Raw genomic sequence first — 11,847 nt, 5'->3', positions numbered from 1 at the left:
TCCTTCTTCGACGAGGATCCGATGTCCGCCCCTTCCCCGAACCCGGCCGGCGCGCACGGCGCCGCCCCCGCCACGCGCGCGGCCGACGATCCGGCCGCACCCGCCGGCCACGTGCCGCATCCGCACGGCAAGATGCTGCACCCGGTCGTGATGATGCTGTGGGTACTGGCCGTCGCGATCGCGCTCACGTGGATCGTCGACGCCGGCCACTTCGAGCGCAACGGCCGGCTCGTCGTGCCGGGCACCTATCATGTGGTGCCGAAGACGACGACGCTGTCGACGCTCGTCGCGCCGGCCGTCAGCCACAGCACGCCCACGCAGGCGATGCCGGCGAGCCTCGTGTCCGCGTTCGTCGTGGTGCCGCAGGGGCTGTTGAAGAACGCGCCGCTGATCGTGATGGTGATGTTCGTCGGCGGGATGTTCGGCGTGATGCGCCGCACGGGCGTCGTCGATGCGGGCATCGACCGGCTGCTGCAGTTGACCGGCAACAACGCGTACCTGCTGACGCCGATGCTGATGATCCTGATCGGGCTCGGCAGCACGCTGCTCGGCTTCATCTCCGAGTACCTCGTGATCATTCCGATGGTCGTCGTGATCGCGCGGCGCCTGGGGCTCTCCGACCTGTTCGCGGTCGCGCTCGTCGCCCTCGCCGCGAAGATCGGCTATATCGCGTCGGTCACGAACCCGCTCGCGCTCGCCGTCGCGCAGCCGCTCGTCGGCGTGCCGCTGTTCAGCGGCGTCGCGCTGCGCGCCGCCGTGTTCGTCGTATTCCTGACGATCGGCATCCTGTACCTGCTGCGCCATGTGCGCAACACCGGCTATCGCGCCGGGCAAACAGCCGCCGGTCACGCCGCGCACGCGGCCGCGAAGCTGTCGCTGCGCCACAAGGCCACGCTCGTCGTGTTCGCCGCCGCCGTCGCCATGCTGATCTACGGCACGCGCGAACTGAAATGGGGCAACGTCGAACTCGCAGCGTTCTACGCGGCCGTGAGTATCGCGACGGCCGTCATCGGCCGGCTCGATTCGCGCAGCGCGGCCGACGCGTTCGTCGACGGGATGAAGAACATGATCCTCGCCGCGCTGCTGATGGGGCTCGCCGCTTCGGTCGAACTGCTGCTGCAGAACAGCCTCGTGCTCGACACGCTGATCCATTTCTTCACGCGGCTCGCGGACGGACAGTCGCCGGTGTGGGTCGCGAACGGGCTGATGGGCGTGCAGATGGTGCTCGACGTGTTCATTCCGTCGGTGTCGGGCAAGGCCGCGGTCAGCATGCCGATCATCGGGCCGATCGCGCAGCTGTCCGGCGTAAGCGGCCAGACGTCGGTGCTCGCGTTCGTGCTGGGCGGCGGGCTGACGAACCTCGTCACGCCGACGTCCGGCATGCTGCTCGCGTATCTCGCGACGGCACGCGTCGACTTCGGCGCGTGGATCCGCTTCGTGCTGCCGCTGTTCGCGATCCTGCTCGCGCTGTCGTGCGTCGTGCTGACGTTCGCGGTGTGGATCGGGTATTGAGGTTCGGCGGCGCTACGTCACGCGCGGCAGCGACATGCGCCGCTCAGGCCGCCTCGATCACCTTGCCGAACGCCCGCTCGTCGATCGCCTCGGCGAGCGTCGCGAACGCGGTCGCGATCTCGTCCTCCGGCACGCACGCATAGCCGAGCAGCAACCCCGATGCCGCGCGCTCGCGATCCGCGTAGTAGCCGGACAGCGGCCGCACGACGATGTTGCGTTCCAGCGCGGCCTGCGCGACCGCGCGATCGTCGACGCCTTCCGGCAGTTGCGTGACCAGGTGCAGCCCCGCATCGCTGCCGAGCGCTTGCAGCGTGTCGCCGTAACGGCGCGCAACCGCGTCGAGCAGCACTTCGCGGCGTTGCCCGTACAGCGTGCGCATCTTGCGGATATGCGACACGAAGTGCCCTTCCGCGATGAATTCCGCGAGCACGGCCTGCTGCAGCAACTGGCCTTCGCGGTACAGCTCGGCGCTCGCGGTCGCGAAGCTTTCCGCGAGCGGCTCCGGCGCGACGAGATAGCCGACCCGCAGCCCCGGGAACAGCGTCTTGCCGAAACTGCCGACGTAGATCACCTGCCCGGCCGTATCGAGCCCCTGCAGCGACGCGAGCGGCCGGCTGCCGTAGCGGAATTCGCTGTCGTAGTCGTCCTCGATGATCCAGCAGCCGTGCTGGCGCGCGTATTCGAGCAGCATCCGGCGCCGCGCGAGGCTCATCACCATCCCGAGCGGATACTGGTGCGACGGCGTGACGAGCATCAGCTTCGGCGGTTCGGCGAGATCGGCGGCCGACGGCGCGATGCCTTCGTCGTCGACCGGAATCGGCCGCGTGGTCAGCCCCGACACGTTCAGCACGCTGCGCACGCCCCAGTAGCACGGGTCTTCGGTCCAGATCGCGTCGCCCGGATCGGTCAAGAGCCGCACCGCGAGATCGATCGACTGGTGGATGCCGGTCGTGATCACGATCTGCTCGGGCGTGCAGCGCACCGAGCGCGACGTGCGCAGGTAGTCGGCCAGCGACTCGCGCAGCAGCGCGAGCCCGCCGCCCGGCGCATAGGTCAGCAGGTCGGGGCGCAGGCGCCGCCAGTACTTGTTGTGCAGCCGCGTCCACACGCGCGCCGGAAATCGCGACACATCGGGCACGCCCGGCATGAACGCGCCGCCCTGGCGCTTCGACACGCCGGCACCTTCGACGAGCCGCGTGCCGCGCGCGGACAGCCGCCGGGCGGACGGCGTCACGACGGCCGGGCCGGCCGCCGCGTCGGGCGGTGCGCCGACGATTTCGTCCGGCGCGCTGTCGGCGACGAACGTGCCGCGGCCGGTCGCCGAGTTCACGTAGCCTTCGAGTGCAAGCTGTTCGTAAACCTGCGTGACCGTGTTGCGCGCGATCCCGAGTTCGGCAGCCAGCAGCCGCGACGACGGCACGCGCGTGCCGGCCGGCAGTTCGCGCGACAGGATTGCCTGTTGCAGCAGCCGGTGAAGCTGCCGGTAGATCGGCTGTTCGCCGCCGCGCACGAGGCGCTGCGCCAGCCAGTCCGACAGCACGCTCGCGCGCATGATTGGCTCCTGAATATTTATTGAAATGGCTCTGATTGCCAGAGCCAAATGTGATTATAGTCGCCTCCATGGGCTGCCAAGGCGCCCGATTTCTACCCACCGGAAAGAACATCAAGGAGATGACCGTGAAGAATGCCGACCTGCAGGCCCGCAAGAACGCCGCCACCCCGCGCGGCGTCGGCGTGATGTGCGATTTCTACGCAGCCCGCGCCGAGAACGCGGAACTGTGGGATGTCGAAGGCCGCCGCTTCATCGATTTCGCCGCCGGCATCGCGGTGCTGAACACTGGCCACCGCCATCCGAAGATCGTCAAGGCGATCGCGGATCAACTGAACAACTTCACGCACACCGCTTACCAGATCGTCCCGTACGCGTCGTACGTCGAGCTGGCCGAGAAGATCAACGACCGCGCGCCGGGCGACTTCCCGAAGAAGACCGCGTTCTTCACGACCGGCGCCGAAGCCGTCGAGAACGCGATCAAGATCGCGCGTGCGGCGACCGGCCGTCCGGGCGTCATCGCGTTCTCGGGCGGCTTCCACGGCCGCACGATGATGGGCATGGCGCTGACCGGCAAGGTCGCCCCGTACAAGCTGAACTTCGGCCCGTTCCCGGGCGACGTGTTCCACGCCCCGTACCCGAACGCACTGCACGGCGTGACGACGGCCGACTCGATCAAGGCGATCGAGATGCTGTTCAAGGCCGACATCGATCCAAAGCGCGTCGCCGCGATCATCTTCGAACCGGTCCAGGGCGAAGGCGGTTTCTACGCGGCACCGGCCGAATTCGTGCGCGCGCTGCGCAAGATCTGTAACGAACACGGCATCCTGTTGATCGCCGACGAAGTGCAGACGGGCTTCGCGCGTACCGGCAAGCTGTTCGCGATGCAGCACTACGACGTGCTGGCCGACCTGATCACGATGGCGAAGAGCCTCGCGGGCGGCATGCCGCTGTCGGGCGTCGTCGGTCGTGCGGACGTGATGGACGCGGCAGCGCCCGGCGGCCTCGGCGGCACGTACGCGGGCAACCCGCTGGCCGTCGCCTCGGCGCACGCGGTGCTCGAGATCATCGACGAAGAAAAGCTGTGCGACCGCGCGACGCAACTCGGCGACGTGCTGAAGGCGAAGCTGAACGCACTGCAGGCCGACGTGCCGCAGATCGCCGACGTGCGCGGCCCGGGCGCGATGATCGCGGTCGAGTTCCTGAAGCCCGGTTCGGGCGAGCCGGATGCCGAGTTCACGAAGCGCGTGCAGACGCGTGCGCTCGAGCGCGGCCTGCTGCTGCTCGTGTGCGGCGTGTACTCGAACGTCGTGCGCTTCCTGTTCCCGCTGACGATCCCGCAAGCCGTGTTCGACGAAGCGCTCGTGATCCTCGAGGAAGTGCTGAAGGAAACGGTCGGCGTGCCGGCCTGAGTTCCCGCCCACTTCAACTGAATGCGCCGCCGCCGTCGTGAAGACGGCGGCGGCCGTTTTCTTCCGCCCTTATCCGTCCTTTTCAAAGCAGGCGATTCATATGAGCACCGTTCAGGAAACCCTGGCACTGAAAGATCCGTCGCTGTTCCGCCAGCAGGCGTACGTCAACGGCGAATGGCAAGGCGCAACGAACGGCGAGACGTTCGAAGTCCGCAACCCGGCGACGGGCGGCCTGCTCGGCACCGTGCCGGCGATGGGCACGGCCGAGACGCGTCACGCGATCGACGCCGCGAACGCCGCCTGGCCGGCGTGGCGCAAGAAGACCGCGAAGGAACGTGCGGTCATCCTGCGCAAGTGGCACGACCTGATGATGGAAAACGCCGACGACCTCGCGCTGATCCTGACCACCGAGCAAGGCAAGTCGCTGGCCGAGGCGAAGGGCGAGATCGGCTATGCGGCGTCGTTCCTCGAGTGGTTCGCGGAAGAAGGCAAGCGCGTGTACGGCGACACGATCCCGACACCGGCGAGCGACAAGCGCATCGTCGTGACGAAGGAAGCGATCGGCGTGTGCGCGGCGATCACGCCGTGGAACTTCCCGGCGGCGATGATCACGCGCAAGGTCGGCCCGGCGCTCGCCGCAGGCTGCCCGATCGTCGTGAAGCCGGCCGAGGCCACGCCGTTCTCCGCGCTCGCGATGGCCGTGCTCGCCGAGCGCGCGGGCGTGCCGGCCGGCGTGTTCAGCGTCGTCACGGGCGACCCGAAGGCGATCGGCGGCGAGCTGACGTCGAACCCGATCGTGCGCAAGCTGTCGTTCACCGGCTCGACGCCGGTCGGCCGCCTGCTGATGGCGCAATGCGCGGCGACGGTCAAGAAGGTGTCGCTGGAGCTCGGCGGCAACGCGCCGTTCATCGTGTTCGACGACGCCGACCTCGATGCGGCCGTGCAGGGCGCGATTGCGTCGAAGTACCGCAACAGCGGCCAGACGTGCGTGTGCACGAACCGCTTCTACGTGCATGAAGCCGTGTACGACCAGTTCGCGCAGAAGCTCGCGGCAGCCGTCGGCCAGCTGAAGGTCGGCCGCGGCACCGAGCCGGGCGTGACGCAAGGTCCGCTGATCAACGAGGCGGCCGTGCTGAAGGTCGAGGCGCACATCGAGGACGCGCTCGCGAAGGGCGCGACCGTCGTGACGGGCGGCAAGCGCCACGCGCTCGGCCACGGCTTCTTCGAGCCGACCGTGCTGACGGGCGTCACGCCGGCGATGAAGGTCGCGAAGGAAGAGACGTTCGGGCCGCTCGCGCCGCTGTTCAAGTTCAGCAGCGACGAAGAAGTGATCGGCCTCGCGAACGACACCGAGTTCGGTCTCGCCGCCTACTTCTACAGCCGCGACATCGGCCGCGTGTGGAAGGTGGCGGAAGCGCTCGAATACGGGATGGTCGGCGTGAACACGGGCCTGATCTCGAACGAAGTCGCGCCGTTCGGCGGCGTCAAGCAGTCGGGCCTCGGCCGCGAAGGCTCGCACTACGGCATCGACGACTACGTCGTGATCAAGTATCTCTGTCTGGCCGTCTGAAGCAACGATCAAGAGCCTGCCGCTGCGGCGACGGGCCCTTGAGACCGCCCGGCCGGAACCGGGCGGTCCGACGCGGGCCGGTATCCCTCTCCGCCATGCCCGCGTCACCTTGGTACGCACGGTGCCCCCGCTCTGCACACGCAACTTCCGCGCTGTATCCGTCGATACCCCATATCGCGCACGAACTTCGTTCAAATCTCCTTTCCCGTTTCGCTGCGAGTCGCGAGATTGAGCGCTCCGCCTCGATCAGCTTTGCTCACGCATAAATACCTTACCCGACGATCCGCCGTATCCAAGGTCAGAATGGCGTAACCGACGATCGCATCTCCGCCGCGTTCGCGTCATCTCTTTTCGTACTCACCGAAACACGCTCACCGTATCCACGAGCCGCGTCGCCTGCTGCCCCAAGGCATAACCAACGCCGCCGCGCCCTGCTCGATCTCCCTTCGCCACAGCCTCGCCAATCGCTTCATAGCATCAACTTACGGCGTACTTCGAACTAAAAATCGTACTCGTTCTATAGACAGAGAAAATCGTGCCGGCCACTGTTCATGGCTCGTCCATACACAAGATATCCGAGTCCATGGAAGAAAAACACACCGCCGGCTCTAGCTTTCTTCGCGCATCGATCCGGCGGATCGAGAACGCTCTCGGGCCGATGACCGCATATTCGATCCATGGCCCCGAGTCGCGAATGGAGCATTACCAACTTCGATTGAGGACATAGCCATGAGCCGACGAGCGATCAGAAACGGCGACCCAACAACGACAGGCGGAATCGTCATTGCAGGCACTGCAAGCATATTCGTGAACAACAAGCACATTGCCTTGGACGGCGACAAAGCGACATGTGGAAATTGCGAAGGCAAGTTTCCGATAGCAGGAAGCGCCGTATCCGTCGTCGGCAGAGGCCGTGCGGTAGCCGTCGAAGGCGATGCAGTGCTGTGTCCATGCGGGCAAAACCTGTTAGTCGCGGGCAATGACTGCACGTTTTTCATTGGCGGGGGCCCTGGTTCAGCGAACCCTTTCTCCAAATACTCAGCATTCACACCTCCACGATGCGCACCGGCATCGGACATTCACAACGATCAATTCGTGATCCGCGACGTGAAGACGAAGCAGCCGTTAAGCAACGTGCGCTACTGGATCACGGATAGATCAGGGAACGTGCTGGCATCCGGCGTGAGTGATCGGTTCGGCTGTACCGTGCGTGTGCGAACCGAACAAGCGCAAACTTTGAAGCTTGTAATCGAGGACTGAAACGATGGGAAACCAAACTACCGTCGCCGAGACGACGACAAACACCATCGCTGGATCGCAAACATTCGCGGATGTCGACTTGCGGCCAATCTGCGAAAACATGACCAACTCGGAATTCCGTGCCGTGTTCGCGAAGGCACAAGCTAAAGCCGTCGAGAAGCTAGACGCGCGCACCACCGCTTTGCAAAAATGGTCGCAGTCCGAAAAAGATCGTGTGTTCAAGTGGTTCGGCCGCAACGACGAACGAACGCGGATGCGCCTGCTCACCGGCTTAACGAAGGTGCTTGGCGTAGTCCGAGCGTTCAACGAAAGCAATGTCGTTCGAAGCGGCAGCGCTGGCGATTTGGCGACGGGTTGCACGCCTCATCCGCGCGGAACGGCTGACGAAGCCGCGCACGTATGCGCACCGGACACGGCAACACATACCATCGCCATCAGCGCGCGATTCTGCACGATGCGCCCGTGGACCGACAGTGCTGATTCTCACGTATCTACTATCATTCATGAAGCAACTCACTTCCACGACACCATGTCTTCGACGGACGATCAATATACGATCACGCCATTTCTGGCGCCTTGGGGTCGGTCAAATCCTGATTTGGCCATCCACAACGCTGAGAGCATCGCCGGGTATGTTGTCGATGGCGACTAAATTCGTTAGCGCCACCGTGCTCGTATTGAGCTGCGCAAATGCGGCGTTCGCCTGTGACGGCGCGTCGAACATGCCCGCCCATTACATCGATATTGTTTTCGATGCCGATTCGAGCGCGATTTCTCCGAACGAACTGTCGAGGCTGTCGGCATGGTCGAACGACATGCACAAGCGCTTTCCGATCATTGATACGGTATGGCTGATTGGACTGGCCGAACAGATCGAACGCGACGGGCAACAGCTTGCGACGCAACGAGCTGAAAACGTGATGGCGGTCCTGGATCAGCATTCGATCCGTGGCGAGAAAAGCGCCTTGGCGGGGAAAATTTTTAAGCCGGACGAGTTCGATCAATCCGGGCGACGCGTCGAGGTGAACGTCAGTCCGGGATGCCCTAACCACTGTTGCCCGAACCTGAATCCCATGCCCAAGGCGCAATGACGTAGCAGGACATCCCACGCCGGCCCGCGCAATGCGGGCCGACGCCCTCCTGCCGAGCTCCCCGCTCATCACCGAAACACGTTCACCGCATCCACGAGCCGCGTCGCCTGCTGCTTCAGGCTTTCCGACGCCGCCGTGCTCTGCTCGACGAGCGCCGCGTTCTGCTGCGTGATGTTGTCGAGATGCACAACCGCCTGGTCGACCTGCGCGACCCCCGTGCTCTGCTCGGCCGTCGACGAGCTGATTTCCGCGATCAGATCGGACACGCGCTTCACCTGCGTGACGATGTCCTCCATCGTCTTGCCCGCGCCGTCGACGATCCGCGCGCCCGACTCGACACGCTCGACGCTCGCGCCGATCAGCGTCTTGATCTCCTTCGCCGCGTTCGCACTGCGCTGCGCGAGCGCGCGCACCTCGCCGGCGACCACCGCGAAACCGCGCCCCTGCTCGCCCGCACGCGCAGCCTCGACCGCCGCGTTCAGCGCGAGGATGTTGGTCTGGAACGCGATGCCGTCGATCACGCCGATGATGTCCGCGATCCTGCGCGAGCTGTCGGTGATGTCGTTCATCGTCGCGACGACCTCGCTCACCGCCTGCCCGCCACGCTCGGCCGCATCGCTCGCGGAAACCGACAACTGATTCGCCTGCAGCGCCGTCTCCGCGTTGCTCGACACCGTTGCCGTCATCTCGGCCATCGAGGCGGCGGTTTCCTGCACGCTCGACGCGGCCTGCTCGGTACGCGCGCTCAGGTCGCTGTTGCCCTGCGCGATCTCGTTGCTCGCGCGTTGCACGTTGTGCACCTGCTCGCTGACGTCGTCGACGAGCCAGCGGAACATCAGCCCGAGCTGGTTGATCGTGCGCAGCGTCATGCCGATCTCGTCGATGCGGTTCATCCGCACGCCGCGCCGGCTTTCACCGGTTGCGACATTCAGCGCCTGCTCGTGCAGCCGCTTCAACGGTCGCACGATCTGCGCGTCGAGCCACCAGCCGGCCGCGGCCGCCACGCCGACCGTCACGCCGGCAAACGCCGCGAGCCCGCCGCCGGACAACCCGCCTGCCCACCCGGTGCCGACGACCGCCGGCGCCAGCACGCACAGCGCCGAATGCACGCGTGCGCGCACCGACATCGTCTGCGGCAGCGACGCGATGCGCAGCAGCCCGGTGCGAATCACGAGCCCCTTGTGGAACCGGCGCTGGCCGGCCTTGCCTTCGCGAAACGCGCGATACAGCGCGTCGGCGGCTGCGGTCTCGTCGCTCGGCGCCTTCGTGCGCACCGACATGTAGCCCTGCGGCTCGCCGTTGCGCATCACCGGAATCGCGTTCGCACGCACCCAGTAGTGGTCGCCGTTCTTGCGGCGGTTCTTCACGAGCGCGGTCCACGGCTCGCCGCGCTTGAGCGTCGCCCACATGTCGGCGAACGCCTCGCGCGGCATGTCGGGGTGGCGCACGGCATTGTGCGGCTGGCCGACGAGCTCCTCGTTCGAGAAACCGCTCACCTGCGCAAATGTCGTGTTCGCGTAGGTGATCGTGCTGTCGGCATCGGTCGTCGACATCAGCGTGACGTCGTCGGGAAAATCGAATTCCTGTTGGGTAACGGGCTGGTTATTGCGCATGCAAGGCTCCGAAAGGCGGATCTGTCGTCCGCGCCGCGCTGAAAATCACGCTCAGTAGCCGAAAAACGGTTGATCGCTTTACGACACTCTCGTCCTTACTGTCGGCAATTCAGCGAAAAACCTTAATCCTGTCGCGCACAAAATATGCGATCCGGCCATTACCATGATTTCGATCAAGTATTTCGGCGATAATCGCCGCGCGCGTTCATCCGCCTGCCACAACGCGCCGCCCGGCGCGCCAATGCCGGCAACCGTTGCGCGCAGCGAAGCGATTTGGCCTATCCTGCTCCATTCCACCGGAATTCAAATTCGATGAAAAAGGCATTGCACGAACTGAATCGGCTGTCCTGGAATACGGCGACGGTCGCGCATAACAGCCATAAAGGCGATCAGGCCGCGTTTTTCCGCAATGGCGGCTCGACGCTGTATCCGGAAGAACGCGAACTGCTCGGTGAGTTCGCGGGCCTGCGGCTCCTGCATCTGCAATGCAACGCGGGACAGGACACGCTGAGCCTCGTGCGCGACGGCGCGCACGCAACCGGCGTCGACATCTCCGACGAAGCGATCGGCTTCGCGCGGCAACTGTCGGCCGACGCGGGCCTGCCCGCGCGCTTCGAGCGCGCCGACGTGCTCGACTGGATGCCCGAGGCCGCCGCACGCGGCGAGCGCTTCGATCGCGTGTTCACGTCGTACGGCGCGATCTGCTGGCTGTCGGACCTGAACGCATGGGCGCGCGGGATCGCCGCGCTGCTCGCGCCGGGCGGCCGCTTCGCGATGGTGGAGTTCCATCCCTTCGCGCTGTATTTCGACGAACACTGGCAGCCGCGCTACGACTACTTCAAGGGCGACGCGACCGAGGAGCCCGCGGGCGTCAGCGATTACGTCGCGGCGTCCGGCACGGGGCTCGGCGCGCAGCACGACCACCCGGGTGTCGTCGATTTCGCGAATCCGCATCCGAGCTACGAATTCATGTGGGGCATCGGCGACGTAGTGAATGCGCTCGTGTCGGCCGGGCTCGCGATCGACCGCCTGAACGAATATCCGTACTCAAACGGCTGGAAGGGCTTCGACGGCATGCGCGAGCTCGAAGGCCGCCGGATGGTGCCGCCCGACGGCATGCCGCGCCTGCCGCTGATGTACGGGATCGCCGCGCACCGGGTGGCCGCGTGATGCGCCGCACCGCCGCCGAGCGCGACGCGCTGTCCACCCGCCTCCTTGCGCGCGACGACGTGCCGCTCGTGTGGACCATCGACCGGCGCGAGATCATCGAGCACCTGTACGTGCTGCGCGACGGTACGCTGCACCTCGTGCCCGAGTTCTACGACGTTGCCGGCTGGCCCGACGGCGAAGCCGATCACTACACGCCGATCCTGCTCGACTGCCACGATCGCGGCGGCTGGTTCCTCGGCAGGTTCGACGGCGCGAGGCTCGTCGCGGCGGTCGTCGTCGACAGCCGGCCGCTCGGCCCGCAACGCGACATGCTGCAGTTGAAGTTCCTGCACGTGAGCCACGACTGGCGCGGCTGCGGGCTCGGCGAGCAGCTCTATCGCGCGGCCCGCGTGCAGGCACGCGCGATGGGTGCCGAGCGCCTGTACGTGTCGGCCACGCCGTCGCAGCGCACGATCGACTTCTACCTGCGGCTCGGCTTCACGATCAGCACTTCGCCCGACCCCGAGCTTTACGCGCTCGAGCCCGAGGATATTCATCTGGAAGGGCCGGCGGCCTGACGGTCCGGCGCGCGGATGAAGCGTAGAATTTCCCGCGCTGCCGCCACCGCCGTCAGCCATCACGGAGCACGACATTGAAGAACGACCCGCAGCCGCAAGCCACGCCGAAGATT

At 65.8% G+C, this 11,847-nt stretch carries 11 protein-coding genes; 9 read left to right on the top strand and 2 right to left on the bottom strand.

The genetic code is table 11. From position 1 onward, the window contains the following. Positions 1–21 precede the first annotated feature (21 nt). Complete coding sequence (locus DIE03_RS28215; RefSeq protein ID WP_124455536.1) at positions 22–1,512, top strand: YfcC family protein; 1,491 nt, start codon at positions 22–24, stop codon at positions 1,510–1,512. A 43-nt stretch (positions 1,513–1,555) separates the two neighbouring features. Here DIE03_RS28215 and DIE03_RS28210 read toward each other — a convergent pair whose 3' ends face one another. Then, positions 1,556–3,064, bottom strand: a complete 1,509-nt coding sequence (locus DIE03_RS28210) for a PLP-dependent aminotransferase family protein (protein ID WP_124455535.1) — start codon at positions 3,062–3,064, stop codon at positions 1,556–1,558. A 119-nt stretch (positions 3,065–3,183) separates the two neighbouring features. Between DIE03_RS28210 and DIE03_RS28205 the strand changes: the two genes are divergently transcribed. From DIE03_RS28205 to DIE03_RS28185, 5 genes are all read left to right on the top strand, one after another. After that, positions 3,184–4,473, top strand: coding sequence for a 4-aminobutyrate--2-oxoglutarate transaminase (locus DIE03_RS28205; protein WP_185658234.1), 1,290 nt, complete (start codon positions 3,184–3,186; stop codon positions 4,471–4,473). Positions 4,474–4,573: 100 nt separating this feature from the next. Then, positions 4,574–6,043, top strand: a complete 1,470-nt coding sequence (gene gabD, locus DIE03_RS28200) for an NADP-dependent succinate-semialdehyde dehydrogenase (protein ID WP_124455533.1) — start codon at positions 4,574–4,576, stop codon at positions 6,041–6,043. A gap of 729 nt (positions 6,044–6,772) precedes the next feature. Further along, a complete protein-coding gene (locus DIE03_RS28195; RefSeq protein WP_124455532.1) occupies positions 6,773–7,303 on the top strand; it encodes a PAAR domain-containing protein in 531 nt (176 codons plus the stop codon). Positions 7,304–7,307: 4 nt separating this feature from the next. Further along, positions 7,308–7,955 (top strand): M35 family metallo-endopeptidase, encoded by a 648-nt coding sequence (locus tag DIE03_RS28190; protein WP_124455531.1) that lies wholly within the window; start codon positions 7,308–7,310, stop codon positions 7,953–7,955. Beyond that, positions 7,945–8,394, top strand: a complete 450-nt coding sequence (locus DIE03_RS28185; protein WP_124455530.1) for a hypothetical protein — start codon at positions 7,945–7,947, stop codon at positions 8,392–8,394. Before DIE03_RS28190 ends, DIE03_RS28185 begins: the two co-directional genes overlap by 11 nt. A 68-nt stretch (positions 8,395–8,462) precedes the next feature. Here the strand turns inward: DIE03_RS28185 and DIE03_RS28180 are convergent, their stop codons facing one another. Continuing rightward, complete coding sequence (locus DIE03_RS28180) at positions 8,463–10,007, bottom strand: PAS domain-containing methyl-accepting chemotaxis protein (RefSeq protein WP_124455529.1); 1,545 nt, start codon at positions 10,005–10,007, stop codon at positions 8,463–8,465. A gap of 163 nt (positions 10,008–10,170) precedes the next feature. Here DIE03_RS28180 and DIE03_RS38415 point away from each other — a divergent pair, with 163 nt between their 5' ends. From DIE03_RS38415 to DIE03_RS28170, 3 genes are read left to right on the top strand one after another with little or no spacing between them, the layout of a single operon-like run. Then, positions 10,171–10,323 (top strand): hypothetical protein, encoded by a 153-nt coding sequence (locus DIE03_RS38415; RefSeq protein WP_185658233.1) that lies wholly within the window; start codon positions 10,171–10,173, stop codon positions 10,321–10,323. Next, positions 10,320–11,177: a class I SAM-dependent methyltransferase gene (locus DIE03_RS28175; RefSeq protein ID WP_124455528.1), complete on the top strand. Its 858-nt coding sequence runs from the start codon at positions 10,320–10,322 to the stop codon at positions 11,175–11,177. The genes DIE03_RS38415 and DIE03_RS28175 overlap by 4 nt, the downstream gene beginning before the upstream one ends. After that, a complete protein-coding gene (locus DIE03_RS28170) occupies positions 11,174–11,734 on the top strand; it encodes a GNAT family N-acetyltransferase (protein ID WP_124455527.1) in 561 nt (186 codons plus the stop codon). Before DIE03_RS28175 ends, DIE03_RS28170 begins: the two co-directional genes overlap by 4 nt. The last annotated feature ends 113 nt before the right edge of the window (positions 11,735–11,847 follow it).

It is taken from the genome of Burkholderia sp. Bp8992, from assembly GCF_003853705.1.
Classification (GTDB): Bacteria; Pseudomonadota; Gammaproteobacteria; order Burkholderiales; family Burkholderiaceae; genus Burkholderia.
Note: the sequence above shows the minus strand (reverse complement) of the source record. Positions and strands in the feature narration are given on the sequence as shown.